Below are 18,996 nucleotides of genomic sequence, written 5' to 3' on the forward strand. Positions count from 1 at the left end.
AAATTCAAACTCTGTGGTGTAATGCGGTCTTACGTGGTTTATCAGCAATACTTATTTTCAAATTCATTCTGCTCGATCAGCAATTGATCGTAGCGAAGTTTTGTAAATGCACTAAGAGAATTAAGGTCGCCGTTGCAGCCATTCCATATATTATCAATCTGACTCATACGCCTTTCCGCTTTTTCCTGCTCTTGATCGCACGGGCCAACCATGCGCTGTAATTCAGCTAAAGATTCAGCATTTCTGATCGCGGTTATTAACAGTGATAAGGTGATTGTATTCATGATCCACTCCGAGCCAGACAAAATAAATAATAGTTATAATAGTAATATTACTATTATCATTACTACGCAAGTTAAAAAAAGGCCTTAACCTAAAAAAACCGGTTACTTTTGTCCGCAAGATGCCGCAAGGCGTCTTTCATAGCGAACAAACCGCTATTTGCCCGGCCCTCAAGACGGCCTAACGCGACCATCAGCGCGTCATACTCTTTTGCTCGAACTAGGCCCCTTGTCTGGCCGCCTCGATCCGTGCCGGATCACACCCAATATAATCGCGCCGCCTTGGCTCGCCTTGCTTAAGTGGATACAGCAAATAGAAATATTTCGGCTGACCGTCGCTATCCTTCCGCCAGTATTCAGAGGCATAAATCAACCCCAGCGCTTCCAGTTCGGCCATGCGCGTTGTAATGACCGCCATTTCCGAAGCTAACGCCTCGATCAACGGTTTAACCTCGTTGGCCAGCGACATCAATTCGGTGATGTGTTTGTTTTTCTGAGACATAATTACACTCCTGATAAGGCGTTGAAAGCCGCCACCAACAACACCGAGAAAGACACGGTGCCGAACATGGATGCCAAAAATAACAGCGCCAAAAACTGAGCATAAACAGCCCCAGCGCCGACCGCGAGAACACCCCGTAGAATGTACGTCGCTAATGCCACGATTAGATCATCAAGGTATTTCATGGATTACTCCTTTCAAATGTTTGGGCTACTCATTGGCGACAGATCCCACAGAACCAAGTTTGATTGTTGTCACCAAATAATATAGATACGCCATTGTCTAATTTTCATGCTCTGCCCCACACATTGCGTTGCAAGATGCTTGAGCCGGCTTTTGATTTTGTAGTTTGTGAACCATATCGGTGTCCTCCTTTAGTATTGATAACATTGCTTCGCTGAGTGCCTTTCGCCGTAGTTGCACGTATCGCGGACCGGACGGATAAGGCGTATTGCAAGGGCGAAACCGGAAGCCGCAGCGCAAGCGAGCATAGCGAGTGCGAACGGGTGAGGATTTCGGGCGTAGCCTTACCCTTGTAATGCGTCCCGGCTGGTCTACCGTATGTGCAGGCGAAAGGTTCACAGCGAAATAAGCAACTCATCAACGAAGGAGGGCATGGATGTGGAAACGTCCTAATTCAGCGGGGTACCGCTGAGCGGCCGGGTAATGACCCGGCTTAATGTGAGGTACGAACGACGTACAAAGCAGGGCGGTAGCCTTGCGTCTTTAAAAGGGATAAGCCCCAGCGGCAAAGGGGTGTTGAGCCTGATAAGGCGAAACGCCCCTTTTTGAGCGCGGCACGGCGGCCTGATGGTTGTAAGCGTTAGCTTACAAGTCCGCAACGCGACCGAGCGAATAGCGAGCCAAGAAGGGCGTCCGGTTTTTCGCGATAGCGAAAATGCCCCAAGGAATCAAAAAAAGGCCGTTGATGAGGACGACATATACACAGATTTTCGCTTTTTCGGGGGCAGAGTGGAGGCCCCCACGCGAAAATATGTGCATATGTCTTGATTTTTGATTTTAAACCCTCGCGACCAAATTGGTGACAACAATCCCCCGGTGCCGGCCGCGGTCGGTAGCTGGTGTGTCGCCAACCCTTAAAATCATAACGTGTTACGTTTAGTCAAAAACTACAACAAGGAAAGTTGTCTAGGCGTAGATGGGATGGCAACAGAAACCGACGCCGAAACATGTGTAGGGCTAGGATACAAGACAAGCCCATTACGACTATCGGAAACCCTAGCGGCTGGGTAAATTATTTGAACATGCTTCAGCTCGCGCAAAAATGCCCGTTTGAAATCGCGCAAACCTTGATCGGTAACGGCATAACCAGCCCCAAATTGTCCAGACAACGAAATCCAAGGAATCGTTGTTCTTTTTGAGAGGTAGCTCATCCGATGTGTGAGCCACACATAAATATCCAGCGCAAGCGGCGACTGGCGAAGTGCGCGAATGGCCCGCATGTCAAACGGTAATTTGTGTTCTACGCATTCATTGAAGAACCGTTCCGACAAAAACACGCGCGATTGCCATTCGCCGGCTTCCTCCGGATTCTGAGGCGTCCACCAATCGACGCCATCGGCCAGCAAGACGTTTTGCAGCGCCCACTTATCCTTTCCTTCATAGTGACAAGAAATAACCGAACTAAACAGCGTCGTCATGGCGTGCTTTAATCGAGTAATGTCGCCACGCTTGCCACCCGTACTATGCAAACCAAGTTCGGCCAAATATGACGCGAGATTAGGCCCAAGGCTAAGCTCGCGTTGGCGTTGTTGTGCAACTTCAGTGCAAACCCAAGTCAACAGTAAGCGGGGCAGGGTGCCGTAAGGCAACCCTTCAGGGTGAGCGGTCATCATCGTCAGTGTAAAGTCGCCATTCTTCCGGACGAATCGATAATCTTTAATGCGGCGATGCGGCAAAGTCGCAATCGCCAAGGAACGCGTCATAAAGCCAAGCGTTCCGGCGCTCTTGGCGTCTTCGGCCTCGATGGCAAGATGTGTCTCGATCAGCTCACGAACCCGGTCAGGTAATTGGCCGGCCTGGTAGTCGTAAACCGCCATTTCATTTGAACTCGAAGCGGATTCTTTACGAGGGCTTTTGACGATCTTGTTTGAAGCGCGAGGCTTCTTAGCCGGCGTAGCCGGCTGGATCGTAGTTTCTTCGATAGAAGAGCTAGACGGGATACGTCTATTCTCCGCCATCTTGGCGGCGACTTCTGCCGCCGTCGCGGGAGATAAGCCGGCTTGAATAAGCTCAGCGCGATAATCGTCTTCGTTATATTCGACAATTGGTTTACTCATGACGGCCTATCTCAGTTCAAAGGGGTTGAGTTTAGTGGTAGCGACGACGGCCGGTAAAATCGTAATGCGTGAAAAACACATAAAAAAGAGTACCGAGATAAAACGCAACCGGTAAACCTGTTGCCGCGTAAATTGAAAGCGCCGCCCAACGTGGGGTTGTAAGCCGGAACCGCCGAAAATTTTGTCACGCCAAAATTCGTTCTGAGTCATGCTAAAACTGACAATGGCCCTTAAATGGAGTAGACCCGCCAGTTGGCCCAGTGGGAGCGCAGCTACAATTTGACGACATATTAGGTTAGGCTAATTGAACAAGGCGACAAAAATTAGCGCTGCACCTCAATCTCTGCCGACTGAATACCAATCGCGATTAGCGCCAGCAACTTTGCGAATCGATACAGTCCGGGATATTCGGCACAAAGATCGTTCATTCCGCTACCGTCGGAAACCGCAAAAACCCCCAAATAAATTTAAAAGCGCTGATGTGGCCTAGGGGGCTCTATTACGCCTTTACGAAGGAATCATCACGTCTACCTTTTTAGCGGTCGGCAATAGGACGGATAGCTACTTTTGCCTTAATAAGCGTGCACAAAGAACCATCTTCCTGATAATAACCGTATTCAAATGTCGGTGTGCTTCTGCCTTTTTTAGCTAAGTCAGTGCGTATTTGCCGCTCTATTTCCGGAGACATATGAAAAATGAGTTCTAAATCACTTAGACCTTGCGCTCTAAAATCCAGCTGTAACGAACTTGTCAAAACCCTATGGTCGGGGAATAATTTCTGACATGCCATTGCTGCAATAGGATCAGCCAGACAGGCTTGGAATCCGCCAAATAAACTACCCCCGACATTAGTTGCAATCCAGCTATGTGGCAAACGGATTTTGATAGTGCGCCAGTCGGGAGACAAAACCAGTACTTTAATGCGCATTAACCAAAAGAAGGGCAGGCACTCGATTCTTTTTTTATCTGATAACAACGGTGTGTTCCAGATAAAATGACGTAGGTTCATCGCTGCGTCCCGATGCTTCCTGATGCGCTAGTTTCGCCGCCGCTGCGGCCGATGCGAGTGCCTGCTACCACGGCTTAAATGACCCGCTTTAGGGGTTCTTTGTCCAATTCGTCGCCCAGTAGTGCCTGGAGCATTATCTCCCCGGCACCTTATCGGCGATGACGGTTGGCTCGCTTTCGAGTGCGGTCTGAACCTGTTGTGGGATTTCATGATTGGGCAAAATGCTGTTCCCCTGATTCGTTTGTTGCAACAGGCAGTCGATTTCCGCTTCTGCTTCGCGCCAGTCTTCCGCCATGTCGCCGCCAGCAAAGCCGTGCTTTTCGGCGCGGTAATAGGCGGCTTCAGCGATCATTCGATAGCGCTCCTCTGGTGTTACGAGCGGACGATTCGGTTGCTCGGCAACGGCTTGAGCCGTCTTTTTAGAGGCGGCAGTAGATTTTGATTTGGTCATGGGGTGTACTCCTATTTAATCAGTGGTTTTGCGCGCGCTGGCGTTGGTTATCTTGCCCTTGCCGACGGCCCCCGCCAGCAGGGTGTGATAATAGTTATTCAATCAGTCCTTCGGCCTTGAGCGCCGCCTGCACCGCAGGACGTGCGGCGACGCGGCCCTGATAGGCGACCAGCACTGGCCATGGGGCAAGATCGACACCGACGTAATTGCCCCAGCCCAGTACGGTGAAAAGATAGGCATCAGCCACAGTAAAATTGTCGCCCATTAGCCAGCGTTTGCCATCGAGCCGGGTACTGACATGATCGAAACGCCGGGCCAGTTGCGCCTTGACGAGGTCTTTCCAGGCTTCCGGCGCCTGTGGATTGAACAGCGCGCCGAAGCTCTTGTGCAGCTCGGTAGAGATGAAGTTGAGCCATTCCATCAGGCGGTAACGCTCGATACTGCCAAGCGGCGGCACCAGCTCTGTTTCCGGCACATGGTCCGCGAGATACTGGATAATGGCCGGACCTTCGGTCAACACTTGACCGTCATCGAGCAGCAGGGCGGGTACGTAACCATTGGGATTGATCGTGCGGTAATCGACGCCGGTTTCTGTTTTACCGCTGGCTAGGTCGACCTGCTCGGTTTCATAGTGGAATCCACCCTCTTCGAGAACGATGTGGGGCGATAACGAACAAGCGCCGGGGCTGTAATAAAGTTTCATAGTGTGGTCTCCTCAGGCTAGAAAAATGGGTAGTAGGTATCAGTCGTGCTCACCACCGCAGGTGATGCAGGCGAGACGGCAGGTTGAGCGCTGTAAATCTATTGATCCATAGGTTACTCCGCAGGAAATTAACAAGAAGCTTCATTCGGTCAATGGCCGCCCGCCGCGCCACCGGCATCCGCCGATACTTTTCTGACCAATGGCATCAGCAATAAGGCCAGGAAAAAAACCAGGCTGAGGATATGAAACAGCGTATTGAGGGTAATCACCTCGGCTTCTCGCATCACCAGGCCGTAAAGCTGCTTGAGTGCGGCCAGTTCGCTGTCCGATAACGACAAGCCGGCCATGCGTTCCTGCAAGCCCGCCAGTAGCGATTGCGCTTGTGGAGACCCCGGCGCCACCGATTCACGCAACACGGCATAATGCTCCTTGTTCAATTGAATCATTAGCGTGTTAGAGACGGCAAGGCCGATGGCACCACCCAGGTTGCGCATCAGATTGTAAAGTCCGCTGGCATTTTTGACTTCTTCCGGCGGCAAAGTGCCCAAGGCCAGCGAATTGATGGGCAGAAAGGCAAACATCAGGGCAAAGCCACGCAAGGCCTGCGGCCAAAAAAACTCCCAGTAGCCTGACTCATTAGTGAGATCGCCGTTCATCCAGGCACCCAGCCCATAGAGAGACAAGCCCATCGCCATCATCAGCCGTGAATCCAATACTTTGGCGAGGGGGCCAGCGACGAAGGCCGACAGCAGCTGAAACAGTCCTGTGACCATCACATATTGGCCAATCTGCAGGCTATTAAGACCTTTGACGCTGGCCAGATACACCGGCATCAAATAAACGGTGGTGTACATACCGATGCCGAGGATGAAGCTGAACACACAGCCCACGGCGAAGTTGAGATTGCGGAATGCCCAGAGATCGACAATAGGGTGTTCGATGGTCAGTTCGCGATAGAACATGGCGATGCCGGCGATGGCGGCAACCACGCTAAAAAACACGATCTCGCGGCTATCAAACCATTCCTTCCGCACCCCTTCTTCCAGCACAAATTGCATACTGCCGAGAAAGACGATGATGTAGACGATGCCGAGAAAATCGATTTTTTCGAGCAATTTCCAGTCCGGTTCATCCACCCGCACGAACAGCCAAGTGCTCAGACAGACCAAAAATCCTGGTAACAGATTGATCAGAAACAGCGCTTTCCAAGAAAATGCTTCGGTAAGATAGCCGCCCAGCACCGGTCCCGCCGTGGGTGCGATGGTCACCACCAGGCCGACGACGATGAACATGGACGGTTGAAGACGGGGCGGAAACATCGTGTAGATCACCGCAAACACGGTGGGAATCATAGCGCCGCCAAACAAGCCTTGGAGGGCGCGAAAAACGATCATCGAGGGCAGATTCCAGGATAAGGCAACAAACAGGCTCATCAGCGTAAAGCCGCCGCAAGACAGCACGAACAGGTAACGGGTCGACAGCGCCCGGCTCAGCCAGCCGGATAGGGGGATAATCACCACTTCGGCGATCAGGTAGGCGGTTTGCACCCAGGCAATCTCGTCTTTTGTAGCCGCCAATCCTGCCTGGATCTGTTGCATCGAACTGGCGACGATCTGGATGTCCAGAATCGCCATGAAAATGCCGAACACCATGCCGAAAAAACCGAACCATTGTTGCGGGGTGAGCGGTTTTTCAGCCGCACCGCCATGACTCTCCGGCACGTCTTCGGCGGCTATAGTCTCTGTGGTCTTGATCATGTTGCGCTACTTTACTCGAACCTTAACCTCGGTGGACAGTCCCGGTCTCAGACGAGTTAAGTCGGTACCGGGGCGGAACGAAATCTTCACCGGGACACGGCGTACAATTTTGGTGAAGTTGCCGGTGGCGTTTTCCGACGGCAACAGACTGAATTCCGAACCGGACGCAGGTGCGAAACTGTCCACTGACCCTTCGAAGACCTCACCGGGGTAAGCATCAACGTAAATCCCCACCGCTTGCCCCGGCTGCATCCGGGCGATCTGGGTTTCCTTGAAGTTCGCTTCCACGAACAGGCCATCGTCCGGAATCAGAAAGCCGAGCGCACTGCCGGGTTTGACCAATTGCCCGACCTGCACGCTGCGATTGCCGATGACGCCAGCTATTGGCGCTACGATACGGGTATTCCCCAGGTCGATGCGGGCCAGCTCCAGCGCGGCCTCGGCGGCTTTGACACGGGCGCGGGTTTCCTCGATTTGCGCATCCAGAGTAGCCAATTCACTTTTCGCTCCCTGCACGGCCGAACTGAATTTATCCCGATGGGCGGATGCCTGGGTGTAAGTAGACTGGGCGCTATCATGAGATTGCGCGGAAATAGCCCCCTCCTGGGCGAGATTGCCGTAACGCTTCAAATCCTTGCCGGCGCGATTCAGATCGGCATTGGCGGCAGCGATATTCGCCGCCTCCTCGCGTATTTTGGCGTTTTGGGTGAGTTTGTTGGCTTCCAGGGTCTGGATGTGCGCTGTTTCCATCAGCACCTGGGCTTCAGCCTCGGCGACACGGGCCTTAAAGTCATGATCATCGATCACCACCAGCAGGTCGCCTGGCTTCACCTTCTGGTTATCCACGAACAACACCTCCTTGACATACCCGGTCTCCTTGGAGCTAATCAAGCTGATGTGCGCCTTCAGATAGGCGTTGTCGGTAGTCTCGAAAGGATGGATCGCCTTGAGCCAATAGACGATGCCAGCCGCGATTGCGACCATGAGCAGAAAAGAGATTAATAGGGTTTTTTTGGAGAGAGGGAGTGACATAAATTTTTATTGCCTAACTAAACGGTGTAGTTTAGTATAATCACTGACCCCGCTTTGATGCAACGAAATTATTCAATCCTTAAGATGAACAATCCTAACAACCCCAAACGACAGGCTATTCTCAATGCGGCTAAGCGCGTTTTTATTGCCCACGGTTACAGCGGCACCAGCATGGAAGCCATCGCCGAAGCCGCGCCGGTGTCGAAACCGACTCTTTACAACCATTTTAAAGGCAAACAGGAGTTATTCGCCGCAGTGATCGAGAGTCAGTGCGAGGCGGTATTGAACACCCTTTCCAGCGTCAAGACCGAACTCCTCGACCCGGTTGCCGGCTTGAAAGCCATTGCCGGCGCTTTCGTCGAGCTGATTTATGCCGAGGAAGCCTTGCAACTTTACCGGCTGATCATCGCCGAGCAGAAACATTTTCCGGAATTGGGCGAACTGGTTTACCGTTCCGGCCCGGAACCGGTGTTGCGGCAATTGTCGTCTTACCTCGCCGAACTGCATGCACGTGGCGCCTTGCATATCGCCGACGTAGAAACATCGAGCCGGTTATTTTTGGATATGTTGAAAGGCGATCAACATTTCCGCTGCCTGCTGGGTTTGCAATCCGGCCTAGAGGATGCGGCAAAACAACGTCTGATCGACGCTGCGGTTTCTTTATTCCTCAAAGGTCATGGTCATGATGCATAAAACCGGCTGGTTATTACTGTTGGGCGGTTTGGCCGGATGCACGATGGGGCCCGATTACCGCAAAGTCGAGCCTGCGGTTCCGAAGCATTGGCAGGCAGGACAAGTACCGGAAGCGGGCTTGAAACCGGCCAGTCCGGAGGCCTTGAAAAACTGGTGGAAAAGTTTCGGCGATGCGCACCTGAACCATCTCATGGACCAAGCGTTGGCGGGAAACCTTGATGTCAAGATAGCCATGACCCGTATCGATCAGGCACGCGCCGAACGTCGCGGCACCCGTGCGGAATTGTTTCCGACCGTTAACTTGACGACGGGAGCGCAGCGCCAAGACAACCCCTTCCCCGGCTTGGCGCCCGGTATCAAATACAATATGTTCGAACTGGGTTTCGACGCCCTCTGGGAAGTCGATTTGTTTGGTCGTGTGCAACGCAGACTGGAGGCCGCCACTGCCGATCTGGAGGGCGCTGGCGAACAGTATCACCAGTCCCTGGTGACGCTGACGGCCGAGTTGGCGCGCAGTTATGTTGACTACCGCAGTCTTCAAAATCAACTTCGGATTACGCGCTCGAATCTGAAGTCGCAGCAGCAAACGCTGGAACTGACCGAAAGACTCAACGCCGAAGGCGTAGGAACCCGGCACGATGTGGTGCGGGCGCGGGCCCAGACCGAGACCACGGACGCCCAGATTCCGGCGCTGGAAGCAAGGCTGGTCGCCGCATTGCGGCAACTGGAAGTCCTGGTGGGACGTCAACCCGGTACGCTGGATGCCGAATTGAATTCCACTGAAGCCGTGCCGGCAGCGCCGGGACGGGAGATTCTGGCTTCGCCCGCCGAAATGATACGCCGCCGCCCGGACCTTCGCGTGGCTGAACGCCAGCTCGCAGCGGCAACGGCCATGCAAGGGGCGGCCATCGCGGAATTGTTTCCGAAAATATCGTTGTCGGCTTTTGTAGGTCTGCGTAACACGGATATCGAAAGCCTGTTCAAATCGGCCGCCTTCTCCTACGGCACCGCCGCCAACCTGTTGCAACCCTTGCTCAATTTCGGCCGCATCCGCGCCGGCATCGACCTGGCCGACGCCAAGCAAAAGGAGGCCTATCTGACCTTGGAAAAGGCAGTACTCGAAGCCCTTCGGGAAACGGAAACCGCTTTGACGCGTTATCTCAAGGAGGAAGTTCGCCGGCAGACGTTGACGCGTGCGGTGGCAGACCACCAGGAATCGGTACGTCTGTCGCAATTGCGTTATCAGGAAGGTGTTTCCACATTTCTGGACGTGCTGGATGCCCAGCGCGCACTTTATGCGGTTGAAATCGAGCTGGCGCGTTCCGAAGCCGAGACTTCCACGAATCTGATCGCCGTGTATAAAGCGCTGGGTGGCGGCGCGAACGCCCAGATGTAGCTGCAAATGTTCCAGGAGAAGTGATGAACAAACAGATAAAATCGATACTGACATTCACCCTCCTCGGCATTGCCATCGCGTCGGCTGTGGCGTGGTGGATCTTACGCCCCAACGGCTTACCGGATAGCATTGTCAGCGGTAATGGCCGCATCGAAGCCACCGAGATCGATATTGCCACCAAGATTCCCGGCCGTATTGCCGAAGTCCTGGCGCGGGAAGGTGACTTCGTACAGGTTGGCAAGGTGCTTGTGCGCATGGACACGCAAACACTGGAGGCACAGAAAGTCGAAGCGCTGGCTCAGGTGCGTCACGCAGAAAGCGCCTTGCAAACCGCGACCTCCATCATTGCCCAGCGTGAGAGCGAATATCAGGCGGCATTGGCGGTCGTCGCCCAGCACCGGGCCGAACTCGATGCCGCCGAAAGCCGCCTGGCGCGATCACGCCGACTGGTTGGGGAAGGGGCAACGCCCAAACAGGAAGTTGATGACAATCGTGCGCGGGTGCTGGGCATCCAGGCCATGATCAGCGCCGCGGAAGCTCAGGTCATGGCGGCGCGTGCCGGTATCGAGGCGGCGAAATCACAGCGTGTACAAGCTCAAGCGCAAATCGAGGCGGTCAAAGCTACCGTTGTCCGCCTGCAGGCGGATATCGACGACAGCGAACTGAAAGCGCCGCGCGACGTGCGCGTGCAATACCGCATCGCCGAACCCGGCGAAGTGCTGGCTGCCGGTGGCCGGGTACTGAACACGGTGGATTTGTCCGACGTCTATATGACCTTCTTTTTGCCCACCGCCGCCGCCGGCAAGGTTGCGCTCGACAGCGACATCCGTCTAGTACTCGATGCCCTGCCCAACTATGTGATTCCGGCCAAAGCCAGCTTCGTCGCCAGCGTCGCCCAGTTCACGCCCAAAACGGTGGAGACCGAGAGCGAACGCCTGAAGCTGATGTTCCGCGTGCGGGCGAGAATCGATCCCGCTTTGCTGAAACAGCATCTCGATCAGGTCAAGACCGGCCTGCCCGGCAAGGCCTATGTCAAACTCGATCCGGCCGCCGAATGGCCCACCGAACTCGCGGTCAAGCTACCTGAATGAATACCGACGCCATCGCACCTGTGGTCAGCATCGAAGGCGTCACTCTGCGCTATCACGACAACCTCGCCCTCGATAACGTCAGCCTGACGATTCCCGCCAACCGCATGGTCGGTCTGATCGGCCCCGACGGTGTTGGTAAATCCAGCCTGATGGCGCTGCTCACAGGTGCGCGCAAGATGCAAGCCGGCAAAATCGATGTGCTGGGTGGCGACATCGCTGACGCAGCCCATCGCCGTGCCGTATGTCCGCGCATCGCCTACATGCCTCAAGGATTGGGCAAGAATCTTTATCTGACGCTTTCGGTGTTCGAAAATGTCGATTTCTTCGGTCGTTTGTTCGGTCACGCACAGGCGGAGCGCCATCAACGCATCGCCGAACTGCTCGAAAGCACTGGCCTGGCGCCGTTCCGCGACCGCCCCGCAGGCAAACTGTCGGGCGGCATGAAACAGAAACTCGCCCTCTGTTGTGCACTGATCCACGACCCCGATCTGCTGGTGCTGGATGAACCGACCACCGGTGTCGATCCGTTGTCGCGCGCCCAGTTCTGGGAACTGATCGAGCGGCTACGCGGACGCCATTCGGCTATGAGTGTACTGGTGTCTACCGCCTACATGGAAGAGGCTGAGCGCTTCGACTGGCTGGCGGCCATGGATGCTGGCAAAGTGCTCGCCACCGGTACCGCCGCTGAACTGCGCGAACTTACCGCCACCGACAGTCTGGAAGCCGCTTTCATCGGTCTGCTGCCGGAGGCCAAACGTCAGGGTCACAAAACGATTGTCATTCCGCCGCGCGACCCCCGTAATGGCTCGGAAATCGTTATCGAAGCCTACGATCTGACCATGCGTTTCGGCGATTTTGTGGCCGTCGACAAGGTCAGTCTACGCATCGAGCGCGGTGAAATCTTCGGCTTTCTCGGCTCCAACGGCTGCGGCAAGTCGACCACCATGAAAATGCTTACCGGGCTGTTGTCACCGAGCGAAGGCGATGCCAAGCTGTTCGGCGACGTCATTGATGCAGACAATATGGCTACGCGCAAGCGGGTCGGCTACATGTCGCAATCGTTTTCGCTGTATGCCGAGCTAACTGTTCGGCAAAATTTGGCGTTGCATGCCAGACTGTTTCATTTGCCTGATGCCGGCATTCCCGGCCGCATCGACGAAATGGCGCAGCGCTTTATGCTCGACACGGTACTGGACAGTATGCCCGACGACTTACCGCTGGGAATGCGTCAGCGTTTATCGCTGGCGGTCGCGGTGATCCACAGCCCGGATTTGTTGATTCTCGACGAGCCGACCTCCGGCGTCGATCCGGTCGCACGGGACCGGTTCTGGGAACTGATTATCGATTTGGCCCGCCGCGACCGGGTCACGGTGTTTATCTCCACCCACTTTATGAACGAAGCCGAACGCTGCGACCGCATCTCGCTGATGCACGCCGGCAAGGTCTTGGCCAGCGATGCCCCGGCCATGCTGGTGAAAAACAGCGGCCATGCTACGCTGGAACAAACGTTCATCGCTTATCTGAAACAAGCGGGCGGTGTCGACGACACACCTGTTGCCGAAGCGCCGACAGGCGTTTACGGACTTCCGATTCAAACACCGGCACCCAATCACGCCGTCGGCGCCCGTTTCAGCTGGCTGCGCCTGTTCAGCATCAGTGCACGTGAAGCCATCGAGCTACGCCGCGATCCCGTCCGCATCTCGATTGCCCTGTTCGGCACCGTATTTCTGATGCTCACATTCGGTTACGGCATCACCATGGATGTCGAGAATCTACGTTTTGCCGTGCTGGATCGTGATCAGACCTCGCTTAGCAGCAACTACGTACTCGATCTTGGCGGTTCACGCTATTTTATCGCTCAGCCGCCTATCACCGATTACGAGCAGCTAGACCGCCGCATGCGCAGCGGCGAACTTAGCCTGGCTCTGGAGATTCCACCGAACTTCGCACGCGATCTGCAACGCGGCGACAAAGTCAAAATCGGCGCCTGGATCGACGGCGCGATGCCGACCCGCGCCGAGAACGTGCTCGGCTACGTGCAGGCCATGCACCAGACCTGGTTACAGGAACAGGTGCGTCGCCACTCGACGACCCCGATGCCGGCCGGATTGATAAGCATCGAGACGCGCTTTCGTTACAACCCTGATGTCCTTAGCCTGCCGGCCATGGTGCCGTCGGTTCTTCCGATCCTGCTAATGTTGATCCCGGCCATGCTCAGCGCGCTCGGTGTGGTGCGGGAAAAGGAACTCGGCTCCATCCTGAATCTGTATGTCACCCCGGTCAGCAAGCTGGAATTTCTGGTCGGCAAGCAACTGCCTTATATCGCCATGGGCATGGTCAATTTCTTTTTACTGTGTGCGATGGCGGTGTGGGTGTTTAGCGTGGAACACAAGGGCGACTTTCTGTTATTTACCTTGTCCGCGCTGCTGTATGTGACCTTTGCCACCGGCTTTGGCTTGCTGATCTCAGTGTTCACCCGCAGCCAGATTGCCGCCATCTTCGCTACCTTCATCACCACCTTCATTCCGTCCAGCCGTTTTTCCGGCATGGTCGACCCGGTGTCGTCGCTGGAAGGTGGTGCTCGTCTGGTGGGTGAGATTTTTCCGGGCACCTATTATTTGATCTTCAGTCGCGGTACTTTTTCCAAAGCATTGGGTTTTGCCGAGTTGGGCCACTATCTGCTGCCGCTGGCTTTGTCGATTCTGGTCGTGGTCGGCCTGAGCGTCTTACTGCTCGATAAACAGGAGCGTTAATCATGCAGAGGCTACGTAATATTTTTAATCTCGGCATCAAGGAAATACGCAGCCTCGGCCGCGACACCTTTATGCTGGTGATCATAGTCTTCGCCTTTAGTGCTCAGATCTACGTGGTCGCCACCGGCCTTCCGCAGTCGCTGCACAAGGCGCCCATCGCCATCATCGACGAGGATCGTTCGCCGTTATCGGCACGTATCGCCAATGCCTTTTATCCACCACATTTCATGGCGCCTGTCTTCATCGATCAATACGCCGCCGATCTGGGCATGGATGCCGGCCTTTTTACCTTCATCTTGGATATTCCGCCCAATTTTCAGCGCGACCTGCTGGCTGGACGGCAACCGGCAATTCAGCTCAACGTCGATGCCACCCGCATCTCGCAGGCCTTCATCGGCAACGGCTATGTGCAGACCATCGTCAATGGCGAAGTGGCGACCTTCGTTCAAGGTCATCGCACGCTCGCGACGTGGCCGGTCGAACTGGAAACGCGGGCGCTGTTCAATCCGAACCTGAACTCAGCTTGGTTCGGCTCGGTAATGGAACTCGTCAACAGCATCACTGCACTGTCCATTGTCCTCACCGGGGCCGCGCTGATCCGCGAACGCGAGCATGGCACTATCGAGCATTTACTGGTTATGCCGCTGACGCCGTTTGAAATCATGCTCGCCAAGGTGTGGTCGATGGGTCTGATCGTGGTCGTCGTGGCGACGGCGTCGCTGGCTTTCGTCGTGCAGGGACTGCTGGAGGTGCCGGTTCATGGCTCAATCCCACTGTTCGTCGCCGGCATGACGCTATATCTGTTCACCACTACGTCACTGGGTATTCTCCTCGCCACAATGGCACGCTCAATGCCGCAGTTCGGCCTGTTATTGCTGGTTATTCTGCTGCCGCTGCAAATGCTGTCAGGCGGCATGACCCCGCGCGAGAGCATGCCGGTGCTGGTGCAGAACATCATGTTGGCGGCTCCATCCACTCACTTCGTCTCGCTAACTCAGGCTATCCTGTATCGTGGCGCCGACTTCAGCATCGTTTGGCCGCAATTTCTTGCATTAATCGCGATCGGAGGCGTCTTCTTCGTATTGGCGCTGACTCGTTTCCGCAATACCATTAGCTCGATGGCTTGATTAGGTCTTGAGCACGCCATGAAAAACGTACCCAACAACCTTAACCATCGCAAGTTCTTCAGCTTGAAGAATAATAGGAGTGAGATAAGTTGCAGCTCATGGCCGTTGTCAGCCTGTCGTAAAACACATGTTTTCCGACAGCTTGCTACCGATCTAAAATTTGCCTATCGAACAAGCCCTAAAAATATGCGATAAACCCTGTCGGAATGCGATACCATACGGAAACTAAATTTGATAGGTTTTTCGTCTATGTTAGTAGGCTACATGCGTGTTTCATCGGATTCGGATCGGCAGAGCACCGATTTGCAGCGCGATGCACTGCTGGCTGCCGGGGTAGATGCCCGGCACTTGTTTGAAGACCGTGCTTCCGGAGCAAAAGATGACCGAACAGGTCTGGCAAAGGTACTTGAATTTGTCCACCCTGGAGATGTGCTTGTGGTATGGAAACTGGATCGGCTGGGCCGGTCGTTGTCGCATCTGCTGGAAATCGTAAACACGCTTAAGAGTAAACAAGTCGCCTTCCGGTCTCTAACCGAGGGCATGGACACCACCACCGCATCCGGCGAACTTCTGTTCCATGTATTCGGCGCACTTGCCCAGTACGAACGAGCCTTAATTCAAGAGCGGGTTGTTGCCGGATTATCCGCCGCTAGGCGGCGTGGACGGATAGGCGGTCGTCCGCAAGCCATTACCGGCGAAAAACTGGACGCGATTATTGCCGCACTGAATGGCGGTATGTCCAAAGCGGCGGCTTGCCGCAACTTCGGTGTCAAACGGACTACCTTGATCGAAACCCTTGCGCGCATTGGTTGGACTGGTTCGAGTGGAACATCGTCACCATGATCGCCAAAAGCGAGCGATTAACAGTCCTCTCGGAAGCTGAACAAGTCGCCCTGTACGGCCTGCCGGATTTCGATGATGATCAGCGGTTGGAATACTTGGCTCTATCTGAAACAGAATTGGAGCTTGCGGCCAGCCGCCCCGGTCTTCATGCGCAGGTTTATTGCATTTTGCAAATCGGTTATTTCAAGGCCAAGCACAGCTTTTTCCGGTTTGACTGGAACGAAGTCGAAGACGATTGCGCTTTTGTCTTGAGCCGTTATTTCATCGGCGATGTGTTCGAACGAAAGCCGATAACCAACCATGAGTATTACACCCAGCGCGGGCGAATCGCCGAATTGTTCGGCTATCGGCTGTGGACATCCGACTTCCTGCCGCAGCTTGCACATCAAGTCGAGTCTATTGTACGGCGCGATGTCTCACCAGGGTTTATCGCTGCCGAATTGCTCATATGGCTTAACGAACACAAAATCATTCGGCCTGGCTATACCACTCTGCAAGAATTGATCAGCGAAACCCTATCTGCCGAACGCCGGCGGTTGGGCGGCCTGCTTGCGGAAATACTTGATGACGAGGCCAAAGCCTCACTGACCCAGCTCCTAGTGCGTGATGATACCCTGTCTCAATTAGCGGCGCTAAAGCAGGATGCCAAGAATTTCGGCTGGCGTCAGATGACCCGCGAACGCGAGAAGCGCACCCTGCTGGAACCGCTGCACAGGATTGCAAAAGCCTTGCTGCCCAAGTTGGGCGTTTCACAGCAGAACTTGCTCTACTATGCGAGTTTGGCCAATTTTTATACCGTTCACGACTTGCGAAACCTCAAGCCGGAGCAGACCTATCTCTACTTGTTGTGCTATGCCTGGCAACGCTACCGGCAGTTTACCGATAATCTGGTCGATGCGATGGCTTTCCACATGAAACAGTTGGAAGATGAAAGCAGTGCAGCCGCAAAACAATCGTTTGCTGTCGTTCAGGGACAACGCCGCCTGGAAACCCAGCGGGTTGGACGCCTGTTGCTGCTCTATGTAGATGAAACGGTAGCCGATGCCACACCATTCGGCAATGTGCGGCAGCGTGCATACAAGATCATGCCGAAAGACACGCTTCAGGACACGGGTCAGCGCATGAGTGTCAAACCAGCAAGCAAATTGGCCCTGCATTGGCAAGCGGTTGACGGCATGGCCGAACGTATTCGCCGCCATTTAAGACCGTTATACGTCGCGCTCGATTTCTCCAGCGTCACCCCTGACAGTCCCTGGCTTGCCGCGCTTGTTTGGGCCAAAGAAGTATTCGCCAAGCAGCAGCGCCTTTCGCAGAGACCACTGGATGAATGCCCGCCAACCACGTTGCCGAAGCGGCTGCGACAGTATCTATTAATCTTCGATGCAGACGGTAATCCGACCAGTTTACATGCCGACCGCTACGAATTTTGGTTATATCGTCAAATCAGGAAACGCCTGAAGTCTGGCGAAATTTACATTGACGATAGCTTGCAACATCGCCATTTCTCTGATGAGCTGGTATCCATGGAAGACAAGGCCGATATACTCGCACAGATGGACATCCCATTCTTGCGCAAGTCGATCAATATCCAGCTTGATGCACTTGCGGCCGAATTGCGAGAGCAATGGATAGCGTTCAATCGCGAACTAAAACAAGGTAAATTGACATACCTGGAATACGATAAAAATACTCAGAAACTGTCCTGGCGCAAGCCAAAGGCTGATAAACACAAGGCATCCGAGCGAACATTTTATGAAAAACTGCCATTTTGCGATGTTGCCGATGTATTCCGTTTCGTCAATAGCCAAACCCAGTTTTTGTCTGCGCTGAAGCCGTTGCAACCGCGATATGCGAAAAAGGTCGCCGACAGCGACAGCCTGATGGCGGTCATCATCGCTCAGGCAATGAATCACGGCAATCTGGTTATGGCTCGTACCAGCGATATTCCGTACCACGTTCTGGAGACAAGCTACCAGCAGTACCTTCGACAAGCCTCCCTTCAGGCCGCTAATGACCTCATCAGCAACGCTATCGCGGAACTTCCGATCTTCCCCTATTACTCGTTCGACTTGGAAACGCTGTACGCCGCTGTCGATGGTCAAAAATTAGGTGTTGAGCGGCCAACGGTAAAGGCCCGTCATTCGCGGAAATACTTTGGACGCGGCAAAGGCGTAGTAGCCTATACGCTGTTGTGCAACCACATACCGCTAAACGGTTATCTAATCGGCGCGCATGAATACGAAGCCCATCATGTTTTCGATATCTGGTATCGCAACACATCCGATATTGTGCCCACCGCGATCACGGGTGACATGCACAGCGTTAACAAGGCAAACTTTGCTATTTTGCATTGGTTCGGCTTGCGCTTTGAACCTCGATTTACCGACCTGAATGACCAATTGCAAGAACTTTATTGCGCCGATGATCTGGCGTTGTACGATGATTTTCTAATCAAACCGGTTAGCCAGATTGATATTGAAGCCATTGCTAAAGAAAAACCGAACTTCGATCAGATTGTCGCTACGCTTGGTCTGAAAGAAATGACGCAAGGTACGCTGATCCGCAAGTTATGCACTTATACCGCGCCGAATCCGACACGCCGCGCGATCTTTGACTTCGATAAACTAATACGCAGCATTTACACATTACGTTATCTGCGCGATCCGCAACTGGAGCGCAATGTTCATCGCTCACAAAACCGTATTGAATCCTATCACCAGCTACGCGGAGCCATCTCAAAAGTTGGCGGAAAGAAGGAATTGACCGGACGCACCGATATAGAAATCGAGATCAGTAACCAGTGTGCAAGGCTGATTGCCAATGCGATCAGCTACTACAACTCGGCGATATTATCGAAGCTATTGACTAAGTTCGAAGCGAATGGGAATGCTAAGGCATTAGCGTTAATTACACAAATGTCGCCTACGGCTTGGCGGCACATTTTGTTGAATGGGCACTACACATTCCAAAACGACGGCAAATTGATCGACTTGGATGCGCTGGTAGAAGGACTGAAATTAGGGTGACAAAATTTTCGGCGGTTCCGGCTTACAACCCC

The 18,996-nt window shown here is 54.0% G+C and carries 16 protein-coding genes; 7 read left to right on the forward strand and 9 right to left on the reverse strand.

What is annotated here, in order from left to right:
• Window positions 1-41: 41 nt before the first annotated feature.
• From DDY07_RS23705 to DDY07_RS23750, 9 genes are all read right to left on the reverse strand, one after another.
• The gene (locus tag DDY07_RS23705) at window positions 42-284 is read right to left on the reverse strand and encodes a hypothetical protein (protein ID WP_171697914.1); all 243 of its coding nucleotides are present in this window, start codon (window positions 282-284) and stop codon (window positions 42-44) included.
• Between the two features lie 217 nt (window positions 285-501).
• Entirely contained in the window at window positions 502-783 is a 282-nt protein-coding gene (locus DDY07_RS23710; protein ID WP_171697915.1) for a hypothetical protein, read from the reverse strand.
• 2 nt (window positions 784-785) lie between these two features.
• On the reverse strand, window positions 786-968 hold the full coding sequence (locus DDY07_RS23715; protein ID WP_171697916.1) for a hypothetical protein: 183 nt from the start codon (window positions 966-968) through the stop codon (window positions 786-788).
• Window positions 969-1,913: 945 nt separating this feature from the next.
• Window positions 1,914-3,083 carry a replication protein RepA gene (locus DDY07_RS23720; protein ID WP_171697917.1) on the reverse strand — a complete coding sequence of 390 codons (1,170 nt, stop codon included), beginning with the start codon at window positions 3,081-3,083 and terminating at the stop codon, window positions 1,914-1,916.
• Window positions 3,084-3,618: 535 nt separating this feature from the next.
• Window positions 3,619-4,092: a PaaI family thioesterase gene (locus tag DDY07_RS23730; protein WP_171697919.1), complete on the reverse strand. Its 474-nt coding sequence runs from the start codon at window positions 4,090-4,092 to the stop codon at window positions 3,619-3,621.
• 133 nt (window positions 4,093-4,225) lie between these two features.
• Complete coding sequence (locus DDY07_RS23735; RefSeq protein ID WP_171697920.1) at window positions 4,226-4,543, reverse strand: DUF2934 domain-containing protein; 318 nt, start codon at window positions 4,541-4,543, stop codon at window positions 4,226-4,228.
• 94 nt (window positions 4,544-4,637) lie between these two features.
• Window positions 4,638-5,246, reverse strand: a complete 609-nt coding sequence (gene gstA, locus DDY07_RS23740; protein ID WP_171697921.1) for a glutathione transferase GstA — start codon at window positions 5,244-5,246, stop codon at window positions 4,638-4,640.
• 149 nt (window positions 5,247-5,395) lie between these two features.
• Window positions 5,396-6,898, reverse strand: a complete 1,503-nt coding sequence (locus tag DDY07_RS23745; RefSeq protein ID WP_253734781.1) for a DHA2 family efflux MFS transporter permease subunit — start codon at window positions 6,896-6,898, stop codon at window positions 5,396-5,398.
• Between the two features lie 111 nt (window positions 6,899-7,009).
• Window positions 7,010-8,035 carry an HlyD family secretion protein gene (locus DDY07_RS23750; RefSeq protein ID WP_171697923.1) on the reverse strand — a complete coding sequence of 342 codons (1,026 nt, stop codon included), beginning with the start codon at window positions 8,033-8,035 and terminating at the stop codon, window positions 7,010-7,012.
• Window positions 8,036-8,119: 84 nt separating this feature from the next.
• Here DDY07_RS23750 and DDY07_RS23755 point away from each other — a divergent pair, with 84 nt between their 5' ends.
• The 7 genes from DDY07_RS23755 to DDY07_RS23785 all read left to right on the forward strand — a co-directional run bounded on the left by DDY07_RS23755 (window position 8,120) and on the right by DDY07_RS23785 (window position 18,964).
• Complete coding sequence (locus tag DDY07_RS23755) at window positions 8,120-8,728, forward strand: TetR/AcrR family transcriptional regulator (protein ID WP_171697924.1); 609 nt, start codon at window positions 8,120-8,122, stop codon at window positions 8,726-8,728.
• Window positions 8,718-10,124 (forward strand): efflux transporter outer membrane subunit, encoded by a 1,407-nt coding sequence (locus DDY07_RS23760; protein ID WP_171697925.1) that lies wholly within the window; start codon window positions 8,718-8,720, stop codon window positions 10,122-10,124. The genes DDY07_RS23755 and DDY07_RS23760 overlap by 11 nt, the downstream gene beginning before the upstream one ends.
• Before the next feature lie 23 nt (window positions 10,125-10,147).
• Window positions 10,148-11,215, forward strand: coding sequence for an HlyD family secretion protein (locus DDY07_RS23765; RefSeq protein WP_171697926.1), 1,068 nt, complete (start codon window positions 10,148-10,150; stop codon window positions 11,213-11,215).
• On the forward strand, window positions 11,212-13,968 hold the full coding sequence (gene rbbA, locus DDY07_RS23770) for a ribosome-associated ATPase/putative transporter RbbA (protein ID WP_171697927.1): 2,757 nt from the start codon (window positions 11,212-11,214) through the stop codon (window positions 13,966-13,968). Before DDY07_RS23765 ends, rbbA begins: the two co-directional genes overlap by 4 nt.
• 2 nt (window positions 13,969-13,970) lie before the next feature.
• Entirely contained in the window at window positions 13,971-15,095 is a 1,125-nt protein-coding gene (locus tag DDY07_RS23775; protein WP_171697928.1) for an ABC transporter permease, read from the forward strand.
• A 249-nt stretch (window positions 15,096-15,344) separates the two neighbouring features.
• Window positions 15,345-15,938: a recombinase family protein gene (locus tag DDY07_RS23780; protein WP_171697929.1), complete on the forward strand. Its 594-nt coding sequence runs from the start codon at window positions 15,345-15,347 to the stop codon at window positions 15,936-15,938.
• Window positions 15,935-18,964, forward strand: a complete 3,030-nt coding sequence (locus DDY07_RS23785; protein ID WP_171697930.1) for a Tn3 family transposase — start codon at window positions 15,935-15,937, stop codon at window positions 18,962-18,964. The genes DDY07_RS23780 and DDY07_RS23785 overlap by 4 nt, the downstream gene beginning before the upstream one ends.
• Window positions 18,965-18,996 lie beyond the last annotated feature (32 nt).

The organism is Methylomonas sp. ZR1 (genome assembly GCF_013141865.1).
Classification (GTDB): Bacteria; Pseudomonadota; Gammaproteobacteria; order Methylococcales; family Methylomonadaceae; genus Methylomonas.